We start from the raw sequence: 21653 nt of genomic DNA, 5'->3' as shown, positions 1-21653 counted from the left end.
TTGCCGCAGAAAACCGGTGGGCGGCGGATCAGGCGATACGGGACCTGCGGTACAGGATGGCGCCGCCGAGGACGAGCGCCGAGGCGAGGATCGCCGCGGCACCCGCCTGGCCGGCGCCGGTCTCGGCGAGTACCGCGGTGGCGGCGGCGGGCGCCGGGACGGGCGCCGCCGGGGCCGGGGAGCCGGGTGCCCACGCGCCGGGGACGGGCGCGGGGACGGGCGCGGGGACGGGCGCGGGGGCGGCCGGCGGGGGCCCGGCCGGGGTGCCGGACTCCGGGGCGGGAGCGGGCGCCGGCAGGGTCACCGGCATGCTGCCGCGCGGCGGCGCCGCCTCGGGGACCTCCTCGGCGACCGGAGCCGGGAGCGGGTGCGGGGTCTCACCGGCGGGCGGCTCGGCGGGCGGCTCGGGTGCGGGCAGCGGCTGCGGTGCGGGGGCGGGCGCAGGCAGCGGGGCGGGCAGCGGCTCGGGGGCCTCCGCGACGGGCGGCACCTCGGGGACGGGCTCCGGCAGCGGCTTCGGCTCGGGCTCGGGCTCGGGCTCCGGCATCGGGAGCGGCGCCGGCTGCTCCCCGACCGGCCCCGGCTCGGGCTGCGGCAGCGGCTTCGGCTCGGGCTCCGGCTCCGGCTGCGGCATGGGCGGTGCCGGGGGCGCCGGGTGCGGGAGGGGGGCCGGCGCGGGCCGGCCCTGCGGGTGGTCGTCGCACTCCTCCTCGGGCCCGCCGCCGTGCCGGACCTCCTCGGCCCGGGGAGCCGCGTGCTTCGGCGCCGTGTGCTTCGGCGGGGCGGGCGCGGGCGCGGCCTGTTCCGGTGCCGCGTGCTTCGGCGCCCGGTGGCGGCCCTCACCGGCCGGCGCCTGCCCGTCGCGCGGCCCGCCGGGCCGGGCGTGGCGTCCCTCGCGCTCCTGGAGGTAGCGCTCGAAGGCCTCGGCGTGCTCCGGGCTCAGGTAGCGGTCGTAGTCCCGGTGCGCGTGGTGGGCGTCCGAACCGGTCGAGTTGACGCAGGTGTTGCCGAAGGCCGGGTTCAGTGCCGCGCCGCCGTCCACGCTGTTGCCGCACACGTTCGGCGAGAGGGTGATCGGTACCGAGACGCTGTTGCCGGACAGCACGCCCGGGGAGTGCGCGGCTTCCGCCACCGCCCCCGGGTGCGCGGAGGCCGCGCCCGTCGCGATCGACAGCAGGCTCGATGCGGCCGCGGCCGTGAGCATTCCCTTGCCCAGTACCTGTCGGCTCAGTACCTGTCGCATGGGTCCTTCCCTGTTCTACCGGCGCGGGGCCGGTGCTGAATCGAAGGTGGCCCCGGAGTGCACCGCCGTGCACTCCGAGGCCACCCCGAGGAGTCCGCCCCTGCGGGGCGCTGACGCTACGTCAGTCGTTGACGCAGGTGTTGCCGAACACCGGGTTCAGCGCCGCGATGATGTTCACGGTGTTGCCGCACAGGTTGATCGGGACGTGGACCGGGACCTGGGCGAGGTTGCCCGAGGCGACACCGGGGGAGCCGATGGCCTGCCCCTCGGCAGCCGAGTCGGCCATGGCGGGCGAGGCGGCACCGGCGGCCATGAGAGCGCCGGCGGCCAGCACCACTGCCTTCTTGTACGTCATCTGAATTCGATCCTTTCCCGCAGGGGCTCGTCCCCTGCAGAAACAACAACGAGCGGGCGGGGGTAAGGAAACCCTTGTTTTTCCGTCCGGTTTCCGAGGATTTCCCCGGAAGCGGCCGGGGGTGAATTGCGGGCGGATTCGGGCCGCGCCGGCCTTTCCCCGGCCGGGTCCGGACGCGGCGAGGCCGCCGCGACCGGGAAGGTGCGGCGGCCTCGCTGCGCCGGGAGCGGTCAGCTGCCGGCGGAGACGTTCCCGGAGAGGATCGGGATGTTGTCCAGGATGTGGGAGAGCGGCTCGTCGCCCTTGGCCTGGGTGGAGTTCTCGACGCACTGCTGGTTCATCGGGTTGGACAGGATCGGGATGTCCTGGACGCCGATGTTGAGCAGGGCGGCGATCGACTGGGCGTTGACCTTCGCGGGCAGGGCGATGCAGGGCTTGTTGAACGAGCCCTGGATCAGCGCCATCTGCGGGCTCATGTTGCCGTAGGTGGCCTGGTTGCCGTAGATCTGCGAGGCGCCGTTGCCGTTGACGGTGTTGACCCCGTTGTCGTTCCCGATGGCCATCGCCTGCGGCGCCATGGCGGCGCCGATGCCCACGACCGAGGCTGCTGCCGCCGCCGTGGCCATCATCTTCTTGATCATTGTCGTCCCTTTTTTGCAGGATTGCCCGGTACTGGAGCATCCGGATCAACGGCCCGGCGTCGGCGAGGGTTGCGTGGCTTCACCCGGATGCCGCCGTTTCGGGCGGCGCGGTTGACGCTCGGGTGTGCGGACGGGCCGGTGCGGGCTCCGAGGGGGCGGAGGGGCTCCGCCCGGCGCGTGGCGGCGTCTGAGGCGGCGCCACGGGTGCTCCGGCCGGACTCCGCCATTTCCTTTCGGCCGAACGCCGGTCCCCCGGATAACGACTCGCCGCCTGCGAGGGTGCGTGTTATCGCCCAAAAGGCCGTACGCGCGAGTTGGACGTGATTCCGGGCCGGATTTCTGACAAAGTGCACTCCTGTTTTGTCGTCCTGATCGAAAATGGAGACAGGGTCATGGGTTCCTCCCGCAGAATCCTCGGCGCGCTCGGCCTGCTGTCCTGCCTCGCACTTTCGGCCAACGTCCCCGCCCTGGCCGCCGAAGCGCCCCCGGGCCCCGGGGAGGCCCCCCGGATTCCGTTCACGCAGCGTTACCAGGCCGTGCAGCACGGCGGGCTGGTCCGGGCCTCGAACTCCTCCATCGCCTGCCGCCGCCAGGAGGCGCCCGGGGCCGAGCCGTGCACCGAGGTGTCCAAGGGCGCGGCGGGGGTGAACGGCGACTTCGAGATGTTCTACAGCGAGGTCGACAAGGACCCCGACACCTACAACTCCACCCGGGCCGAACTGAAGGTCCCCCGGGGCGCCCGGGTCTCCTACGCCCGCCTGTACTGGGGCGGGAACCTGCGCGTCGGCGAGCAGAAGCCGCCGGAGGACAACGGCCGCGTGCTGGTCGCCGAGCCGGGCGGCGCGTACAAGGAGGTGCTCGCCGACACGGTGGTCGGGCACCGCACGGACGCCGGCAGCGACGCCTACCAGGCCTCCGCCGACGTCACGCCGCTGGTGCGCAAGGGCGGCGCCGGCATGTGGACGGTCGCCCAGCTCAACATCGCCATGGGCCACTCACCGGTGGGCGCCTGGGGCGGCTGGACGCTCGTCGTCGCCTACGAGCACCCGCAGGAGCCGCTGCGCAGGATCTCGCTGTGGGACGGCTTCGAGCAGGTCGCCGCCGGAGCCGGCGAGGCCGGCGGGCAGACGGTGCGGATCGAGGGCCTGGGCGCGCCGGCGGGCTCCCGCGGCAAGGCCGGGGTGGTCGCGTACGACGGGGACCGCGGCACCCTCGGGGACTCACTCACCGTGACCGCCGACAGCGGGCGCCGGGTCAGTGTCAGTGACGGCGAAAACCCCTTCAACGACGTCTCGAATTCCACGATCACGGAATTCGGGCGCACTGCGTTCGTGCGACAGCCCGAACACCAGAACACTCTCGGATATGACGCGGACGTGTTCGACCTGAGTCCCGCCCTGTCCGGTGGCGCCCGCAGTCTGAACTTCACTTTCACGGGCGAGAACCAGGGTCAATTCCTCGGCGTGCTCTTCGTCCAGACAGACGCGCGCCGCTGAGCGCAAGGAACCGCTCCGCGTGGCCACACAGCAGCATCCACAGTCCTCCCCCTCCCCGCTGACCGTCCTGCACCTCGTGCAGCCCGTCGACGGCGGTGTCGCCCGGGTGGTCGTCGACCTCGTGCGCGCCCAGGCCGCCGCGGGCCTGCGGCCCGTCGTCGGCTGCCCGCGCGGCGGCCGCCTCGCCGACGAGGCCCGCGACGCCGGGGCCGACGTCCTCGCCTGGCGGGCGGGCCGCAACCCCGGGCCCGGCCTGGCCGCCGAGGTCCTCGGCGCCCGCAGGGCCGTCCGCCGTGCCCGCCCCGACGTCCTGCACGCCCACAGCGCCAAGGCCGGACTCGCCGGACGCCTCGCCGTCCGCGGCCGGATCCCCACCGTCTTCCAGCCGCACGCCTGGTCCTTCGACGCCGTCGCCGGGACCACCGCCGCGCTCGCCCTGCGCTGGGAGCGGTTCGGGGCCCGTTGGGCCGACCGGGTGCTCTGCGTCAGCGAGGCCGAGCGCCGGGTCGGCGAGGCCGAGGGCATCGCGGCCCGCTGGTCGGTCGTCCGCAACGGCGTCGACGTCGGCCACTTCCGCCCCCGCGACCCCGACCGGGCCCGCGACAGGGCCGCCGCCCGCACCGAACTCCCGCTGCCCTCCGCGTTCGTGGGCGACGGGCCGCTCGCCGTATGCGTCGGCCGGCTCTGCCGCCAGAAGGGCCAGGACGTCCTGCTCCGCGCCTGGCGGGAGGTGCTCGGCAACGTCCCCGAGGCGCGCCTGGCGCTCGTCGGGGACGGCCCCGACACCGAACGGCTGCGCCGGTCGGCCCCGCCCGGCGTGCTCTTCGCGGGCGGCACCGCCGACATCCGACCGTGGCTTCGGGCCGCCGATCTCGTTGTACTGCCGTCGCGGTGGGAAGGCATGGCGCTCGCCCCGCTGGAAGCCATGGCATGCGGCCGTCCGGTCCTTGTCTCCGACGTCAGCGGTGCCCGGGAGAGCCTGCCGCCCGGCCAGGGACGGCTCTGCCTGGTGCCGCCGGAGGATCCGACGGCCCTGGCCAAGGCCCTGGGCCGGCTCCTTTCCGAGCCGCGGCTGCTCGCCGAACTCGGCGAGCAGGCCCAGCAGCACGCCCGGACCGAATTCGACGTGCGGCGGACCACGGACGCGGTCACGGGTCTGTACCACGAACTGCTGGGCAGGCCCCGGCCCTCGAACCAGGAGCGCATCAGCCGATGACCATGGACAGCGCACCAGCCCGGCACACCGGACAGGGCGGCACGGGGCGCGCCGGCGGCGGAGCCGGCACCGCCGCCGTCCGACGGGCGGCAGCGGCCGCCATCCACCCCCCGCGCCGGCCCGGGACGGAGCAGGCCCGCCCGCTGGTCCGGCCGCGGCGCGCCCACCCGCGCGACGGGGCGGCCGCGCTCGTCGCCGCCGACGTGCTGGCGGCGGCCGGGGCCGCGGCCGCCGCCCCCGGGCTGGGGCTGCCGGCCGCCGCGGCCGGTCCGGTCGCCGTGCTGGCCGCGCTGCTGCACGCGCAGGGCGGGCTGTACCGGCCGCGGCTCGCGCCGTCCGCGCTGCTCGAACTGCCCGCGCTGGCCGGGCGGGCCGCCGTCCTGTGGTGCGGGGCCGCCGCGGCTGTCGCGGCCGCCGACCCGCGGCGGGCGCTGGGCTGGTCGGCGCTGCTGGGCGCGGTGTGCCTGCACCTGGTGCTGACGTGCGCGGGGCGGGGGATCGCCAACGGGTTGCGCCGCCGCACCGCCCGCCGCCGGCCCGCGTCCGCGCTCATCGTCGGCCCGGGTGCCGGGGCGAGCGCGGTCGCGGCCGCCCTGCACGGGCGCCCCGAGTACGGGCTGCGGCCGGTCGGGCTCGCGGACACCGGGGCGGGCGCCGACGGCGACGGGGTGACGCCGGTCCTCGCCACGCACGAGGACATCCGGCGCGCGGTCATCCAGAACTCCGTCCGGCACGCGGTGTTCACCCGCCCGCCGGAGTCCGACGAGCGCACTGCCGCCCTCGTCAGGCTCTTCCACGACCACGGCTGCCGGCTGTGGCTCGCCGACCCGGCCGGCACCGCCAAGGTCACCGGCATGCGGGTCGCCCAGCCCGCCGACCAGCTGTGGGGGTACGCCGTCCAGCCGCTGCTGCCGCGCCCCGCACGGCAGGCGGAGCGGCGGGTGAAGCGGTTCATCGACGCGGTCCTCGCCGCCGTCGCGCTCGTCGCCGCCGCCCCGGTGATGGGGCTGTGCGCGCTGGCCGTACGGATCTCCGACGGGCCCGGGGTGATCTTCCGGCAGGAGCGCGTCGGCCTGTACGGGCGCCCGTTCACCCTGCTGAAGTTCCGCACCCTGCGGGCCGACGAGCACGAGTCGGCCACCCGGTGGACCGTCGCCGGCGACCACCGGATGAGCCTGGTCGGCTCGCTGCTGCGGAAGTCCTCGCTGGACGAGCTGCCGCAGCTGTGGAACGTCGTGCGCGGCGACATGAGCCTGGTCGGGCCGCGCCCGGAGCGGCCGTTCTTCGTCGCGAAGTTCGCCGCGGTCCACCCGGGCTACGAGGCGCGGCACCGGATGCCCGTCGGCATCACGGGGCTCGCGCAGATCAACGGGCTGCGCGGGGACACGTCCATCGAGGACCGGGCCCGCTTCGACAACCACTACATCGACACCTGGTCGCTGTGGCAGGACCTGTGGATCCTCGCCCGGACCGCGGCCTCCTTCTTCCGCTTCCGGCTGGGGGGCAGCTGACCATGAGTCTCGCCGTGACGACGGGCGCCGCCGGCGCCCTGCCCGAGGCCCCGCGGCTGCCGGGGCTGCTGCGGCGGCACTGGCCGCTGCTGCCGCTCGCCGCGACCGTCCTGATGCTCCTCGCGCCGGTCCCGGCGGGCGACGCGAGCACCTCCGGGAAGGTCGGGCCGGCGGACGCGGCCTCGCTGCTGCTGGTCGCCGTGTGCGCGGTGCAGGCGCTGCGCGGGCGGGTCCGCCCGCTGAGCCCGCTCGCGGTGCTGGTGCTGGGGGTACCGGCGCTCGCCCTGGCCGTCGCGACCGCCACCGCCGGGGATCCGTACGCCGCGCTGCCGGGCTTCGTGCGCTACCTCCAGGTGTTCGTGCTGGTCCCGGCGGCGGTGGTGCTGCTCGTGCGGGACGCCTTCGAGTTCCGGCTGGCCGCCGGGTGCTTCGTGGTGCTGGCGCTGGTGCAGGGCGCCGTCGGGGTCGTCCAGTACGCCACCCGCACCGGGGCCTCGTACCAGGGCGAGGACATCCGCGCCGTGGGGACCTTCGGGCCGGGCGACGTGATGGGCATGGCCACCGTGGTGGCGTACGGGCTGGTCGTGGCGACGGCCGCGGCGCTGTCGCCGGCCCTGCCGCGGCGGGTGCGGCGGCTGTCGGCCGCGGCGGCGCTCGTGCTCGTCCTGCCGCTGGTGCTGTCCTTCAGCCGCGGCGCGTGGATCGCCACGGCCGGCGCGGCGGTCCTCGTCATGGCGATGGCGGGGATCCGGCGGGCCGCCAAGGTGCTGGCGGCGCTGGCCGCGGCCGGCGTGGTGCTGGTGGGCGGCCTCGGCGTCGGGTCGGAGATGGTCACCGAGCGGCTGACCTCCATCACGCAGGTCTCCAGTGCCCCCGACCAGTCGGTGACCGACCGCTACACCATGTGGGCCGCGGCCGGGTCGATGTGGCAGGAGCGGCCCGCGCTGGGCGTCGGGCTCAAGGGCTTCCCCGCGCACCGGGACGGGCACGCCTCCCTCGGCCTGTCCTCCGGCAGCGACACCGCCGGCGCCGGCCAGGGCTACGTCCGCCAGCCGCTGCTGTCTCCGCACAACATGTACCTGCTGGTGCTGAGCGAGCAGGGCCTCGTCGGGCTTGTCGCGCTCGCCGGCGGCTGGCTGGCGCTGCTCGTCGCCGGCGCCCGCCGGTACGCCGCCGGGGGCGGGGTCCGCGACTGCGGGCTCATCGCGATCGGGCTGCTCTTCTGGCAGCTCACCGACTTCCTGTACGCGGACATCGGCGGCCCGTCCACCGTCCTGACCGGCGTGGTCATCGGTCTGGCGGCGTGGTGGGCGCTGCCTCCCCGGGCCGCCGCCGGCCGGCCGGCCGGGCCCTGCCGCGTGGCGGGTGCGGCCGGCCGGTGACGGACACGACTCCCTGGCGGCGGCCCGCGGCCGCGGCGACGACCGGCGTCGCCGCGGCTGCGGGCCGTCCGCCGCGCCCCGCGGAGCCCGGCCCGGCCGCCCGCAAGGGCGGCACCGGAGGCGGCGCCCCCGCGGGCGGCGGGCCGGCCCCGCTCGGCCGGTTCCTCGCCAAGGCCGCCGCCGTCACCGCCGGACTCACCGCCGCCGGGGCGGTGTTCGGGCTCGTCCGCGACCAGACCATCGCGCACCTCTTCGGCGCCGGACCCGACAGCGACGCCTTCCTCATCGCCTGGACCGTGCCGGAGATGTCCTCGACGCTGCTGATCGAGGACGCCATGGCGCTGCTGATGGTGCCCGCCTTCAGCCACGCCCTGGCCCGCCGGTCCGCCGACCGGGCCGGCCTCACCCGCAAGGAGGCCCGGGCCCAGGACCCCGTACGCCTGCTGGTCGGGGCGACCCTGCCGCGGCTGCTGGTGCTCCTCGCCGCGGCCGCCGCCCTGCTGGTGTTCGCCGCGCCGCTCGTCGTCTCCGTCCTCGCCCCCGGCCTGCCCGACCCGCAACTGGCCGTCGAGTGCACCCGGCTGACCTCGCTGACCGTGCTCACCTTCGGCATCGCCGGCTACTTCAGCGCCGCCCTGCGCGCCCACCGCACCTTCGTGCCGCCGGCCGCGATCTACGTCTCGTACAACGTCGGCATCATCGGCACGATGATCGCCCTGCACCACCTGTGGGGCGTGCGGGCGGCGGCCGCCGGCGTCGCGGCCGGCGGGCTGCTGATGGTCCTGGTGCAGCTGCCCGCCTTCGTCCGGCGCGTCGGCTTCGGCCCGCCCCGCGTCCGGGGCGCCGCCCGCATCCGGCGGGACCGGGACCGGCCCACCCTGCTCGCCCTCGGCCTGATCGCCCCCGTCATCTGCTTCGCCGTCTTCCGGCAGTCCCAGGTGCTCGTCGAGCGCTTCCTCGCCGCCTCCCTCCCGCCCGGCGCCATCTCACACCTGAACTACGCGCAGAAGGTCGCGCAGATGCCGATGGTGCTCTCCCTGATGATCTGCACGGTCACCTTCCCCGTCGTCGCCCAGGCCATGGCCGGCGGCGAGCGCGAGAAGGCCCGCCGCCGCGTCGAGCAGGACCTGGCGCTGGCCTCCCTCGCCGTCCTCACCGGCACCGCCCTCGTCATCGGATACGCCCCGCAGATCATCCAGGTCCTCTTCGAGCGCGGCGCGTTCACCCACGAGGACACCCTGGCCACGGCCTCCGTCATGCGGGTCTACGCCCTCGGGCTGCTCGGCCACTGCCTCGTCGGCGCGCTGAGCCGCCCCTTCTTCTCCACCTCCCGCCCCACCTGGTTCCCGGCGCTCGCCATGGCCGCCGGGCTCGCCGTCAACATCGGCGCCGGCGCGGCCGCCGTCCGCTGGTGGGGGACCGGCGGGCTGGCCGCGGCGAACGCCGCAGGCATCACCGCCACCGCCGTGCTGCTCCTCGCCGGCATCGGCCCGCGGATCATCGCCATCCACGTCCGCAGGGTCGCCCTCAGCATCGCCCGGCTCGGCGTGGCCTGCGCCGCCGCCTGCGCCACCGGCTGGATCGCCGGGCCGATGATCCCCGACCCGCTGCTCAGCGCCGCCCTCGGCTGCCTGCTCGTCCCCCTCATGTTCGGGGCCACCGGCACGGCCATACGCGCGCTTGAGGTCACCGCCCTGTCCGCCCAGCTCGCCCAGATGACCCAGAGGTTCCGCAATGCCCGCTGACACCGACACGGCACCGGCCGCCGCGATGGCATCCGCCCGCCGGAGCGCCGCCTCGCCGTGGGTCCTGATGTACCACTCCGTCACCGAGTTCACCGACCCGGCCGAGGACCCGTACGGCATCACCGTCACCCCGCGGACCCTGGAGGCCCAGCTGCAGTGGCTGCACTCGCGCGGCCTGCGCGGGGTGTCCGTCCGGGAGCTGCTGCGCGCCCGCGCCGAGGGCCGGGGCGCCGGGCTCGTCGGCCTCACCTTCGACGACGGCTACGGCGACTACGTCACCCGGGCGCTGCCGCTGCTGCGCCGGTACGACTGCACCTCCACCCTGTTCGTGCTGCCCGGCCGGCTCGGCGTGGACAACCACTGGGACCCGCTGGGGCCGCGCAGAGCGCTCCTGACCGCCGAGGGGATCCGCGAGGCGGCCGCCGAGGGCCAGGAGATCGGCTCGCACGGGCTGCTCCACCAGGACCTCACCGCCGCCCCCGACGACGTCCTCCAGCAGGAGCTGCGGGGCAGCCGCGACCTGCTGCGCGAGATCACCGGCACGCTGCCCGAGGGGTTCTGCTACCCGTACGGGCACGTCGACACCCGGGTCGCGGACGCCGTGCGGGACGCCGGGTACGCGTACGCCTGCGCCATCGAGCCCGGCCGGCTCGCCGGCCCGTACGCCCTGCCGCGCACGCACGTCAGCCAGGCCGACGGCAGCGGGCGGCTGCGCATCAAGCAGCTGCGGCACGGTGTGCGCGAGCTGGCACGGGCGGTGCGCCGATGACCGACCCGAAGGACCCGCAGCACCCGCAGGGCCCGGCGGGCCCGGCCGGCGCCGCCCCGGAGCCCTGGGACCCGTCCGGGCTGCGCGTCCTGCACGTCATCACCGGGCTCGGGGTCGGCGGCGCCGAGCAGCAGCTGCGGCTGCTGCTGCGGCACCTGCCGATGCGCTGCGACGTGCTGACGCTGACCAACCCGGGTCCGGTCGCCGACGGGCTGCGCGCCGACGGCGTCCGCGTCGTGCACCTCGGCATGCGGGGCAACCGGGACCTCGGGGCGCTGCCCCGCCTCGTCCGGTTCCTCCGGCGCGGCGGGTACGACCTCGTCCACACCCACCTGTACCGGGCCTGCCTCTACGGGCGGATCGCCGCCCGGCTCGCCGGGGTCGGCGCCGTCGTCGCGACCGAGCACTCCCTCGGCGACGGCGAGATCGAGGGCCGGCCGCTGTCGGCCGGGGTCCGCCGGCTGTACCTGGCGGGCGAGCGGCTCGGCTCGGCGACCGTCGCCGTCTCCGACACGGTGGCGGCGCGGCTGGCCGCCTGGGGGGTGCCGGCCGGGCGGGTGCACGTCGTCCCCAACGGCATCGAGGCCGCCCGGTTCCGCTTCGACGCGGGGGTGCGCCGCGCCACCCGGGCCCGGACCGGGCTGCCCGAACGGGCCTTCGTCGTCGGCGGGGTGGGCCGGCTGGTGCCGGGCAAGCGGTTCGACGCCCTCGTCCGGGCCGTCGCCGCGCTGCCCGGCGCCCACCTGCTCCTCGCCGGCGACGGCCCCGAGCGCGGGGCGCTGCGCGCGCTGGCCGCGGAACTGGGCGCACAGCACCGGATCCACCTGGTCGGCGAGCGGGACCCGCTGGGCGAGGACGGCGGCGGGCGGGCGCCCGGCGTCCCGCAACTGCTGGCCGCGATGGACGTGTTCGTCTCCGCCTCCCGCGAGGAGGCGTTCGGGCTGGCGGTCGTCGAGGCCCTCGCGGCCGGGCTGCCCGTCCTGCACGTCACCTGCCCGGCCGTCGACGACCTGCCGGCCGTGCAGGCGCCGGGCGCGCGGCGGATCGGCACCGGCGGCGAGGAGCTCCTCGCCGCGCTGCGCGGGCACATGGAGGCGGGGGCGAACCGGCTGCCCGTGCCGCCGGTGGTCCGGCACTACGACGTGGCGCGCAGCGCCGAACGCCTGCTGGACGTCTACCGCCTCGCCCTGCACGGCGCCGGCGCCGCACCGCTCCGTACGCCGCCCCGGGCTGCCGCCGGTCCGGAGCCCGGCCCGGGTGCGGCAGCGGACGCGGTGCCGGCCCCGGCGCGGCCCGCCGTGGCCGGGCAGCCGCCGCACGCCCTCGCGGCGCGGGCGGCGGGCCGCCCCGGCAACGGCCCGCGGCCCGGCTCCGGCTCTGCCCCGGGACCCCGGCCCGGCCCCGACACGGGCCCGCCGCGGCCGGGCGGCGGGCCCGCCCGCCCCGGCAACGGCTGACCCGCACCCTCTGCACGGGCCCGCACCCCCGGGACCCGCAGTACCTCCTTTCACCCCCTCCTCCAGGAAGTGAGCACGCACATGGCCGACACCGCCGACCAGAAGAAGCCCGCCGCCCGACGCCGCCGGGCCAGGCTCCTGTCGCCGCCCGCCTGGTGGCCGCTGCCCGCCGCCGCCCTGCTCGGGCTGGCCGCGGGCGGCGCGTACGGAGTGCTCAAGGCGCCCGAGTACGCCGCCACCAGCTACGTCGTCGCCGTCCCCGACGACACCACCGAGCCGGCCACGGCGCTGGGCTTCGCGCAGGCGTACGCCCGTATCGCCACCAGCAGCTCGACGCTCGCGTACGCGCAGCCCCGCGCCGGCATCAGCGCCCGCGAACTGCGCACCCACGTGCGGGCGGAGACCTCCCCCGAATCCCCGATGATCGCGATCACGGGCACCTCGGCGAACGCCGCCGAGTCCGCCGACATCGCCAACGCGGTCGCCGACGCCCTGACGCTGAGCAGCAACCAGGCGGCGAAGAACACCGGCGTGCAGCTGCTGCTGTTCAACCAGGCCGTCGCGCCCACCGACCCGGCCTCGCCGTCCGCGCCGGTCAGCGGCGCCGTCGGCCTGTGCGCGGGCGGCCTGCTCGGCGGGCTGTGGCTGCTCGCCCGGCCGGCCCGCCGCCGCCCCGAGGAGGAGCAGCTGCCCGTTTCCGCGGGGGAGCCGGAGTCGGCGGCCGTCGCGGAGGAGCTGGTGCAGGTGCCCGCCCAGGGTGAGCACGCGGCGGAACCCAAGGAGAAGGAGTCCGTGCGATGACGACGGGCTCCGGTGCCCTGTCGGTGGCCCTGTGCCGCGACCCCCGCCAGTTCGCCGCCCTGGAAGAGCCATGGAACGAGCTCTTCCGCTCCTGCCGGACCGCGACGCCGTTCCAGAGCCACGCCTGGCTGCACTCCTGGTGGCTGTCGTACGGGCGGGAAGGCCGGCTGCGCGTGGTGCTGGTGCGCCGCGGCGGGGAGCTGGTCGGCGCGGCCGCGCTGATGCTGGTGCACCGGCCGCTGCCGCTGCTGGTGCCCCTCGGCGGCGGCATCACCGACCACTCCGACGTGCTGGTCGCCGACGAGCATGCCGACCGGGTCGTCCCGGCGCTGGCCCGCGGCCTGCACGAGGCGGCGCGCGGCGCCGTGGTCGACCTGCGGGAGGTGCGCCCCGGGGCGGCCGCCGAGGCGGTGTTCGCGCAGTGGCCGGGCGCCCGCAGCCGGCTCGCCGACTCCACCTGCATGGAGCTGCCCGCACTGCCGTTCGACGAGCTGGTCAAGCGGATGCCGGCCTCCGGGGGCCAGCGGGTGCGGGCCAAGCTGCGCAAGACCGACGCTGCCGGGATCGAGGAGCGCGAGGTCACCGAGTACGAGGTGCCGCGCGCGGTGCGCACCCTGCTGCGGCTCCACGAGAAGCAGTGGCGCGGCCGCGGCGTCACCCCCGAGCACCTGCGGCCCCGTTTCGCCGAGCACCTGACGCGGGCGACGCGGCGGATGGTGCGGACGGGCGAGGGCCGGCTGACGGAGTTCCGGCTGGAGGGGAGGGTCGTCGCGGCGAACGTGACCCTGCTGTCCGGGTCGTTCAGCGGCGGCTACCTGTACGGGGCCGACCCGGACCTGCGGGCCCGGAAGGTGGACGTGGCGACGCTGCTGCTGCGCTACGAGGCCGGCCGCGCGCTGGCGGAGGGCCGGCAGGTGGTGTCCTTCCTGCGCGGCAGCGAGCCGTACAAGAACCACTGGAGGCCCGAGACGGTCGTCAACCAGCGGTTCCTGATGGCGCGTACGGCACTCGCGCCCCTGCTGCGGCTGCACGAGTCGCAGGTGACGGGGCGCGAGCGGGCGGTCGGCGCACTGCGGGAGGCGCTGCCGGCCGCCAGGGACTGGCGGGCGCGGCTGGGCGAACTGCGGGTGCGATGACGGCTCTACCAGGGCCAGAAGCCGGAGTCCGAGCCCCAGTCGATCGAGACGCAGACCGACTGCTTGCCGACCAGCTTCGAGAGCCAGTCGCCGAAGCCCAGCGGCACGCACCACTGCGTGGTGTTGACGGGCGCCGGGGGCTGCGGCTGCGGCTGCGGTGCCGGTGCGGTCGGGCTCGGCGCGACGGGGCTCGGGGCGACGGGGCTCGGGGCGACCGTGGTGGGTGCCGCCGGGCTCGGCGCGACCGGGCTCGGCCGTACGGGCGTGGGCGTCACCGGGGCGTCGGGGCTCGGCTCGGCCGGTGCGGGGTCGGAGGGTGCCGGCGTCGGCCGCGTGGCCTCGGGGGAGGGCACGGGCTGGGGCGTCGGCACCTGCGGCGACGGCTCCGGCACGACGGGCGGGGACACGGTGGGGACGGGGACGGCCGGCACGGACACGGAGGGCGTCGGCACGGACGGGACCGGGATGGAGGGCGTCGGCACCACCGGCGTCGGCACGACCGGCGTCGGTACCACCGGCGTGGGCACGACCGGAGTCGGGACCACGGGGGTGGGCACCACGGGCGTCGGCACGACCGGGGGCGGCACCTGCGGGGTGAGCGCCTTGCGGAACTCCTTCGCCGACCGCGGGTTCTGCTTGCACTGCCACACGCCGTGCGGGCAGTAGTCGGTGATGGTGTGGTACATCGGCTTGTGCTGCTCGATCCAGCGCAGCATGCGCCGTACGTACTCCGGGTTGTCGCCGCGGCGGAACAGGCCCCACTCCGGGTACGAGATCGGCTTGCCGTGCGCCTTCGCGAAGTCGACGTGGTGCTGGAGCCCGTACGGCTGGGTGATCTGGTCGTCGAAGGTGCGGCCCGGGCCCTGGTCGTAGGAGTCCATGCCGATGATGTCGACGACGTCGTCACCCGGGTAGCAGGTCGTCCAGCCGATCGCGTCGGAGCCGCGGTTGGGGGCGAAGTCGAACTTGAAGCGCTGGCCGGGCACGGACCGCATGGTGCTGACGATGCGCCGCCAGTACGCCTTCCAGTTCTGCGGGTCGGGAGAGCAGCGGTGGGTGTAGGTGACGCCGTTCATCTCCCAGCCCAGCACGATGACGGTGTCCGGGACGCCGAGGTCGACGAGGCGCTGTGCCAGCCTGCGGAAGTGCCCGTCGAAGTCGCCGGCGGCGCCGGCGCGGATGAGCCGGGCCACCTCGTGGTCGGGCACCCGGCCCTCGTTGCGCTCCTGCATGGGCACGTTGAGGACGAACAGCCGGTCGGGCCGGGCCAGGCGCCAGCGCGCCCAGTCGTCGAGGAAGCTGACGTTCCCCTCGATGCCGGCCCAGCGGTCCCCCGGCAGATACGTGTGCCCGACCCGGATCTCCCTGCCGCCGAGCCAGCGCGACAGGTACGGGATCCGCTCGACGCCGGGGGGCCCGAAGTCCAGGTAGGCGCCCACGGCGATGTCGGGGGACGACCCGGGGAGCTCCTCGTCCTCCGGGATCGCGAGGGTGGCCCCGGTGGCGAGGAGACCGGCCGTGACCGTCCCGACGCAGGTGTTCGCCAGGCGGCGACGAGGTCTGGGCATGGCATCTCCCGGGCATTCCCGAATCGGTGTGCTTGTCCAAGACGTTAGGCATCACATCCGACGAACGGCCTGTCCGGTGACCGCCGCGTAGGCCATTCGCAGTTGCGCATCGATCCTGCTTGGTCCGACTAGGTGAAAGACACCCTTTCCATGTACGAGTTCGCCGCCCACGTGCCCGCTGTTGTGCTCAGACTCGACCGGAACCCGTTCCACCACGGAACCCTCGGCGCCGTCAGATCGCTCGGGCGCAAGGGCGTGGAGGTCCATGCCGTCGTCGAGGCCGGGGGAGGACCCGTGGGGCGCTCGCGGTACCTGCGTGCCGTGCATCCGGGGCCTTCCGGTGGGTTGGACCCGGAGGCCCCGGACGGGCTGGAGGAGTGCCTCGCCCGGGTGTCGGAGCGGATCGGCCGGCCCGCGGTCCTCGTCGCCATGGACGACCTGAGCGCGATCGCCGTCGCCCGGATCGGCGCCGGCCTCGACGGCCGGTTCCGCGTCCCGAACCAGCCCGACGGGCTGCCCGCCCGGGTCGCGGACAAGGCCGAACTGGCCGCGCTGTGCGCCCGCTGGGACGTCCCGCACCCGGAGACCGTGCTCCCGGAGAGCGGGGCCGAGGCCGCGGAGGCCGCCTGGCGGCTGGGCCTGCCCGCGGTCGCCAAATGGAGCCGCCCCTGGCTGCTCCCGGCGGGCAGCGGGCTGCGCAGCACCACCCTCGTCCACACCGCCGCGGAGGCGCGCCGGCTGTACGAGCGGACCGGCGAGGCGGGGAGCCGGCTGCTGCTCCAGCGGTTCCTGCCGGCCGGGACGGACACGGACTGGTTCTTCCACGGGGCGTTCGGCAGCGGCGGGCGTCCGCTGCTCGCCGGGTCGGGCCGCAAGGAGCTGTCGTGGCCGGTGCGGACCGGCCTGACGGCGGTGGGGCGCTGGCTGCCGGACCCGGCGGTGGAGGAGGCGGGGCTGCGGCTCGCCGAGCGGCTCGGCTACCAGGGAATCCTGGACCTGGACTTCCGGCGGGACGAGGAGGGCTGCTTCCGGCTCGTGGACTTCAACCCCCGGCCGGGCGCGCAGTTCCGGCTCTTCACGGACGGGGCCGGGCTGGACGTCGTCCAGGCGATGTACCTCGACCTGACGGGGCAGCGGGTGCCGGCGCAGTCCGGGGGGCCGGGGCGGCTTTTCCTCGCGGAGAACTACGCGCTGCTGTCGGCGGTACGCGGCCGGAGGCTGCCGCCGCGCGGGCCGCGGCGCGGCGGCAGGGACGGCACCGGGGGCGCCACCGGCGTCGGCGCGGGAGTCCCGGCAGCAGCCCAGGGACGACAGGGAGGCCCGGGAGCCCCGGGCGGCGCGGGAGCCCCGGGCGGCCGCGGCGGTGCGCCGGCGCGGGGCCGGGGGCCGCGGCGGGTGGAGGCGGCGTGGTTCGCCGCCGACGACCCGACGCCGTTCCTCGCGATGCTCGCCGCGTTCCTCGGCCGGGGCGCGGACAAGGGCGCGCGCGCCCTGCGGCGCGTACCGGCGCACGGGCGGCGCACGGCGCGGGCCGTGGTCCGCGCCCCCCGCCAGCGCGACCGCGGCCTGACCCCGCCGGCCGGATCGCCCCCGCCGCCCGCCGTCCCCCCGCCGGCCGGCCCGGCCGCGGCCCCGCCGGGCGCGGCCGACGCCGAGCCGGACGAACTGGTGGCGCGGTGAGGGCGGGAGCCGGCGCGCCGTGCCCCCTGCGGGCGACACGCGGCGTGTCGGTGTTTGACCGGAGGGGCGCCGGGAAGTGACGGCGCACACGGCTCCGGGCCCCGTACCGCCGCAGCGGACAGCGGGAGACCCATGAGACTGGAGGGAGAACGGTGACGCGGATGGACGATCTCGTCGTGGTCGGCGCCGGTCCGTACGGCCTGTCGATCGCCGCGCACGCGGTGGCGGCCGGGATCGGCGTGCGGGTGCTGGGGCGCCCCATGGCCTCCTGGCGGGACCACATGCCCGAGGGCATGTTCCTGAAGTCCGAGCCGTGGGCCTCCAACCTGTCCGCACCCGGAGGCCGGCACACCCTCGCCGAGTTCTGCGCGGGCCGCGGCGTCGCGGCGGAGCACGGCCGCCCACTGCCGATCGGCGCGTTCAGCGAGTACGGCCTGTGGTTCGCGGGGCAGGCGGTGCCGGAGGTGGAGGAGGTCACCGTCACCGAGGTCACGCCGCAGGGCGACGGCTTCCGCATCCGGACCGCCGAGGGCACGCAGCTGCTCGCCCGGACGGTCGCGCTGGCCGTCGGTGTCATGCCCTTCGTACGCCAACCGCAGGCGCTGCGCGCCCTGCCGCCAGGCCACTGCTCGCACAGCACCGGCCACCGCGACCTGGCGCGGTTCGCCGGCCGGGAGGTCGCGGTGATCGGCGCCGGGCAGGCCGCGCTGGAGACGGCGGCCCTGCTCGCCGAGAGCGGGGCCCGCCCCTGCCTCGTCGCCCGGCGCTCCGGGATCGGCTGGAACACCGTCCCGCCGCCGCTGGAGCGGCCCGCCCTGCAGGCCCTGCGCCGCCCGCACAGCGGCCTCGGCAGCGGCTGGCGCACCTGGGCGTGGGCCGAGCTTCCGTGGGCGGTGCGCCGGCTGCCCGCCGCGCACCGCGAGCGGATCGCCGCCACCGCGCTCGGGCCCGCCGGGGCGTGGTGGCTGCGGGACCGCTTCGAGCGGAGCGTGCCGGTGCTGCTGGGGCACCGGCTGCACCGTGCGGTGGCCGTGGGGGACCGGACCCGGCTCGGGCTGACGACCGCGGCCGGCGAGTCCGTCGTCCTGGACGTCGCGCACGTGATCGCGGCCACCGGCTTCGCGCCCGACCTGGCGCGGCTGGACCTGTTGGACGCCCGGCTGCGGGACGCGCTGGACACCGTCGGGGCGGGCCGCACACCGGAGCTGACATCCGGTTTCGAGTCCTCGTGGCCGGGGCTCTTCTTCGCGGGGCTGCTGACGGCTCCCTCATTCGGCCCTTCCATGCGATTCGTGCACGGTGCGGGGTTCACTGCGGGGAGACTGGTCGGGGGAGTCCGAAAGCGGCTCGGCGCCCGCAGCCGGCCGGCGGGCCCCCTCCGGGCCCCCCGCCCCGCCCGGGCGGGCCGGGGGCCGTCCGAAGACGTCTCTGCGGTGAGGTGAGAGGGGTCCGCGATGACTGCGGAGCAGCGAGCACAGGGCCGGGGCTGGGTACGGATCCCCGCAAGCCGGGCGGAGCGGCCCGCCGCGGCCGGCCCCGGCCCGTACCACCCCGGCCCGTACGGGCCTCCGGCGCCCGCCGCCCCCGACCGACCGACGATCTACCTTTCGCTCCTGGAGCGCTGGCGGGAGGCCGGGCGCACCCTTCCGGGGCATCCTGACGAGGAGTGGGAGCGGCTGATCTCCCAGCCGTGCTGGCCAGGCCGTTAGGTGGTGTGTGTCCATTGGCAGCGGCGGAGCACGACGGATCCGGACGGAACCGCGGCGGCGCGGTGACGGGCCCCGGGGAGCGCCTCGCGCTGAACCGCATGGGCAGCTTCGAGTGGGACCTGGACGCCGGGGCGCTGGCCCTGGACGGGGCCGGGCTCGTGGTCTTCGACCTGGATCCCGACGAGTTCGACGGGACCCCGGAGGGCCTCGGCCTGCGCATCCCCCCGGACGACGGGAACCGGCTGGCGGAGGCGGTGCGCGCCGCGCTGGACGGGGGCGCCGAGACGTACGGCTCGTACTTCACGGTGCGCCGCCGCGACGGCGTCGACCAGTGGACCCACACCCAGGGCCGCATCCTGCGGGACGACGGCGGGACGCCCCGCCGGATCGCGGGCATCGTCCGCGACGCGACCGCGGAGCTCGCGCACGCCACCGTGCTGCGGAAGCTGGAGTCGGCGCGGGCCCGGCAGGCCACGATCGTGCAGCGGACCACGGAGGCGCTGTCCCGGGCGGTGACCGTCGACGACGTCACGGCGGCGCTGACCGGCGCGGGCGCGCTGGAGCGGCTCGGCGCGGACGGGCTGGCCCTGAGCCTCGTCGAGAACGACGCGATGAAGGTCATCGCGCTGAGCGGGGAGTCCCTGGAGATCCTCGCCGAGCGCAGGTTCACCCGGCTGGACGGCTCACTGCCGCTCTCCCGGACCGTCCTGACCGGCCAGGCCAGGTTCGTCACCTCGCTGGCGGAGCTGGCCGGGGAGTTCCCGCTGCTGGCCGACTACCTGGGCCGGATCCGCTACGAGGGCGCCGCCTACCTGCCGCTGATCGCGCAGGCCAAGGCGATCGGCGGGCTCGTGCTGTTCTACCGGCGGCGCACCGACTTCAGCCCGGAGGAGCAGAACCTGTGCCTGGGCCTCGCCGGCATCGTCGCGCAGTCCCTCCAGCGGGCGCTGCTGTTCGACCAGGAGCGCGAGTTCGCGACGGGGCTGCAGGCCTCGATGCTGCCGCGCCGCATCCCGGAGATCCACGGCGGGGAGATCGCGGTGCGCTACCACTCGGCGTGGAGCGGGCGCGAGGTGGGCGGGGACTGGTACGACGTGATCGCGCTGCCCCGGGACCGCGTCGGCCTCGTCGTCGGGGACGTGCAGGGCCACGACACGCACGCCGCGGCCATCATGGGCCAGCTGCGGATCGCGCTGCGGGCGTACGCGGGCGAGGGGCACCCGCCCTCGACGGTGCTGGCGCGGGCCTCCCGCTTCCTCGCCGAACTGGACACCGAGCGGTTCGCGACGTGCATGTACGCGCAGGTCGACCTGGAGACCGGCGGCGTGCGGGCCGTGCGCGCCGGGCACCTGGGGCCGCTCATCCGGCACACGGACGGGCGCACCGGCTGGCCGAAGGTGCGCGGCGGGCTGCCGCTCGGCCTGGCCTCGGCGTTCGAGCAGGAGGAGTTCCCCGAGACGCGGCTGGACCTGGTGCCGGGGGAGACGCTCGTGCTGTGCACGGACGGGCTGGTGGAGGAGCCGGGCACGACCATCACCCAGGGGATGGAGGCGCTCGCGCACGCCGTCCGCAGCGGCCCGCAGGAGGCGGGGGCGCTCGCCGACCACCTCTCGGACCGGCTGTGGGAGCGCTGGGGCTCCGGCGACGACGTGGCACTGCTGGTGCTGCGCCGGGCCCCGGACCCGGGCACGCACCGGGCGCCGCGGATCCACCAGTACGTCCACCAGGCGGATCCGGAGGGCCTGTCGGAGGCCCGGTACGCGCTGCGGCAGGCGCTGCGCGACTGGGGCATGCCCGACCTCGCGGACGACGTGGAGCTGGCGGCCGGCGAGCTGCTGGTCAACGCCCTGCTGCACACGGACGGCGGAGCGGTGCTGACGATGGAGGTGCTGCCCGAGCCGGTGCGGCGGATCCGGCTGTGGGTGAAGGACCGTTCCAGCGTGTGGCCGCGGCGGCGGACCCCGGGGGAGGCCGCGACGACCGGGCGGGGCCTGCTGCTGGTGGACGCGCTGGCCACGCACTGGGGCGTGGAGTCGAGGGGCGACGGCAAGGCGGTGTGGTGCGAGTTCGACGTGCCCGTCAGCCTGCACGGCGCCGGATGAGGACACGGCGGACGGTGGTCGTGCCGTCACACGGAGTTGTGGCATGTGGTGCGCGGGGTGATGATGCGGTTCATGAGACCGAGGACGTACGACGCGGCATGCGTGAACCGGAGGCCGCCGTGCGGCGCCGCCTGAGCGCGCGGCGCGCGGCCGGCGGGCTGCTGGCGCTGCTCCTGCTCGGGGCCGTCGTACCGGAGGTCGCGGAGCGCGCCGGGGCCGCCGGGAGCCCGGCGGGGGACGCCGGCTGCCGGTCCGTGGCATTCATGTCGATGACCGGCGTGGCGCCCGCCTGCCGGTAGCGGCGGCTACCGGCGGGCGCTCCGGCGAAACCTTTGCCCGCGGCATCAGCCGCCGACGTGGCCGGAGCGGCTGTCCACGGCGACCGCGTCGACCGACGAGGGCAGCAGGCCCGCGCCGGAGAAGCCGATCTCCTGGAGCCGCGCCTCGAAGAGGGCCTCGCCCTCGTGGATCCCGCCCGGGAGGCCCAGGCCCTCCGGGGTGCCGGCCGTGCCGCGCCACGCGCGCTCGGTGCCGTCGCAGACCGGGGACTCCTCGGCGGTGGTGGTCAGGCGCGTGCCCTCCTGCACGACCGTCGCGGAGATCTGCATCGCCCCCGAGGGTGATGCCGCGTTGCACCTGTAGGACCCGGAAAGGGTGATCGTGCCGTCCGCGGCGAGCTGCGCGTAGGGGTGGACGGAAATCTCCTGCTCGTACACGGTCGCGCCCGCGGGCGCCGCGAAAGCGGTTGCCGCGGCCAGCGCCGCAAGGACGGTCAGGGGGATGCGGGTCGAGCGAATGGACATGGTTCCTCCGGGTCGTTCGTTCCTGGCGGTATTCCGCCG

At 76.2% G+C, this 21653-nt stretch carries 19 protein-coding genes; 14 read left to right on the top strand and 5 right to left on the bottom strand.

All coding sequences use genetic code 11. The features are described from left to right. Nucleotides 1–28: 28 nt before the first annotated feature. The 3 genes from C0216_RS27925 to C0216_RS27915 form a co-directional block, all read right to left on the bottom strand. Entirely contained in the window at nucleotides 29–1243 is a 1215-nt protein-coding gene (locus C0216_RS27925) for a chaplin (protein ID WP_114057923.1), read from the bottom strand. Nucleotides 1244–1364: 121 nt separating this feature from the next. Further along, nucleotides 1365–1598 (bottom strand): chaplin, encoded by a 234-nt coding sequence (locus tag C0216_RS27920; protein WP_114057922.1) that lies wholly within the window; start codon nucleotides 1596–1598, stop codon nucleotides 1365–1367. A 230-nt stretch (nucleotides 1599–1828) separates the two neighbouring features. Further along, the gene (locus C0216_RS27915; protein WP_114057921.1) at nucleotides 1829–2239 is read right to left on the bottom strand and encodes a rodlin; all 411 of its coding nucleotides are present in this window, start codon (nucleotides 2237–2239) and stop codon (nucleotides 1829–1831) included. A 392-nt stretch (nucleotides 2240–2631) separates the two neighbouring features. On the opposite strand from C0216_RS27915, the gene C0216_RS27905 reads away from it, so the two are divergent. The 9 genes from C0216_RS27905 to C0216_RS27865 all read left to right on the top strand — a co-directional run bounded on the left by C0216_RS27905 (nucleotide 2632) and on the right by C0216_RS27865 (nucleotide 13752). Further along, nucleotides 2632–3735: a DUF3344 domain-containing protein gene (locus C0216_RS27905; protein WP_246042716.1), complete on the top strand. Its 1104-nt coding sequence runs from the start codon at nucleotides 2632–2634 to the stop codon at nucleotides 3733–3735. A gap of 19 nt (nucleotides 3736–3754) precedes the next feature. After that, on the top strand, nucleotides 3755–4951 hold the full coding sequence (locus C0216_RS27900; RefSeq protein ID WP_114057919.1) for a glycosyltransferase: 1197 nt from the start codon (nucleotides 3755–3757) through the stop codon (nucleotides 4949–4951). Then, nucleotides 4948–6462 (top strand): exopolysaccharide biosynthesis polyprenyl glycosylphosphotransferase, encoded by a 1515-nt coding sequence (locus C0216_RS27895; RefSeq protein ID WP_246042715.1) that lies wholly within the window; start codon nucleotides 4948–4950, stop codon nucleotides 6460–6462. The genes C0216_RS27900 and C0216_RS27895 overlap by 4 nt, the downstream gene beginning before the upstream one ends. 2 nt (nucleotides 6463–6464) lie before the next feature. Continuing rightward, complete coding sequence (locus C0216_RS27890; RefSeq protein WP_114057918.1) at nucleotides 6465–7844, top strand: O-antigen ligase family protein; 1380 nt, start codon at nucleotides 6465–6467, stop codon at nucleotides 7842–7844. Beyond that, nucleotides 7841–9589, top strand: a complete 1749-nt coding sequence (gene murJ, locus C0216_RS27885; protein ID WP_114058973.1) for a murein biosynthesis integral membrane protein MurJ — start codon at nucleotides 7841–7843, stop codon at nucleotides 9587–9589. Before C0216_RS27890 ends, murJ begins: the two co-directional genes overlap by 4 nt. Next, a complete protein-coding gene (locus C0216_RS27880; protein ID WP_114057917.1) occupies nucleotides 9579–10358 on the top strand; it encodes a polysaccharide deacetylase family protein in 780 nt (259 codons plus the stop codon). The genes murJ and C0216_RS27880 overlap by 11 nt, the downstream gene beginning before the upstream one ends. A gap of 80 nt (nucleotides 10359–10438) precedes the next feature. Next, nucleotides 10439–11815: a glycosyltransferase gene (locus C0216_RS27875; protein ID WP_114058972.1), complete on the top strand. Its 1377-nt coding sequence runs from the start codon at nucleotides 10439–10441 to the stop codon at nucleotides 11813–11815. Nucleotides 11816–11896: 81 nt separating this feature from the next. Next, complete coding sequence (locus tag C0216_RS27870) at nucleotides 11897–12616, top strand: lipopolysaccharide biosynthesis protein (RefSeq protein ID WP_114057916.1); 720 nt, start codon at nucleotides 11897–11899, stop codon at nucleotides 12614–12616. Then, nucleotides 12613–13752, top strand: a complete 1140-nt coding sequence (locus C0216_RS27865) for a GNAT family N-acetyltransferase (protein WP_114057915.1) — start codon at nucleotides 12613–12615, stop codon at nucleotides 13750–13752. The genes C0216_RS27870 and C0216_RS27865 overlap by 4 nt, the downstream gene beginning before the upstream one ends. A 5-nt stretch (nucleotides 13753–13757) precedes the next feature. On the opposite strand, the gene C0216_RS27860 is transcribed toward C0216_RS27865, so the two are convergent. Further along, nucleotides 13758–15320 carry a glycoside hydrolase family 26 protein gene (locus C0216_RS27860; protein WP_114057914.1) on the bottom strand — a complete coding sequence of 521 codons (1563 nt, stop codon included), beginning with the start codon at nucleotides 15318–15320 and terminating at the stop codon, nucleotides 13758–13760. Between the two features lie 150 nt (nucleotides 15321–15470). Here C0216_RS27860 and C0216_RS27855 point away from each other — a divergent pair, with 150 nt between their 5' ends. The 5 genes from C0216_RS27855 (at nucleotide 15471) to C0216_RS27835 (ending at nucleotide 21110) form a co-directional block, all read left to right on the top strand. Beyond that, nucleotides 15471–17000 (top strand): ATP-grasp domain-containing protein, encoded by a 1530-nt coding sequence (locus C0216_RS27855; protein ID WP_114057913.1) that lies wholly within the window; start codon nucleotides 15471–15473, stop codon nucleotides 16998–17000. A 161-nt stretch (nucleotides 17001–17161) separates the two neighbouring features. Next, nucleotides 17162–18442: an NAD(P)-binding domain-containing protein gene (locus tag C0216_RS27850; RefSeq protein WP_114057912.1), complete on the top strand. Its 1281-nt coding sequence runs from the start codon at nucleotides 17162–17164 to the stop codon at nucleotides 18440–18442. Nucleotides 18443–18454: 12 nt separating this feature from the next. Then, on the top strand, nucleotides 18455–18709 hold the full coding sequence (locus C0216_RS27845) for a hypothetical protein (RefSeq protein ID WP_114057911.1): 255 nt from the start codon (nucleotides 18455–18457) through the stop codon (nucleotides 18707–18709). A gap of 14 nt (nucleotides 18710–18723) precedes the next feature. Beyond that, nucleotides 18724–20811 (top strand): SpoIIE family protein phosphatase, encoded by a 2088-nt coding sequence (locus C0216_RS27840; protein ID WP_114057910.1) that lies wholly within the window; start codon nucleotides 18724–18726, stop codon nucleotides 20809–20811. A gap of 98 nt (nucleotides 20812–20909) precedes the next feature. Beyond that, nucleotides 20910–21110: a hypothetical protein gene (locus C0216_RS27835; RefSeq protein WP_114057909.1), complete on the top strand. Its 201-nt coding sequence runs from the start codon at nucleotides 20910–20912 to the stop codon at nucleotides 21108–21110. A gap of 45 nt (nucleotides 21111–21155) precedes the next feature. Here the strand turns inward: C0216_RS27835 and C0216_RS27830 are convergent, their stop codons facing one another. Further along, entirely contained in the window at nucleotides 21156–21614 is a 459-nt protein-coding gene (locus tag C0216_RS27830) for a DUF6299 family protein (protein WP_114057908.1), read from the bottom strand. Nucleotides 21615–21653: the final 39 nt, after the last annotated feature.

Source organism: Streptomyces globosus (assembly GCF_003325375.1).
Lineage (GTDB): Bacteria > Actinomycetota > Actinomycetes > Streptomycetales > Streptomycetaceae > Streptomyces > Streptomyces globosus_A.
This window is presented reverse-complemented; position numbering and strand designations above follow the sequence as displayed.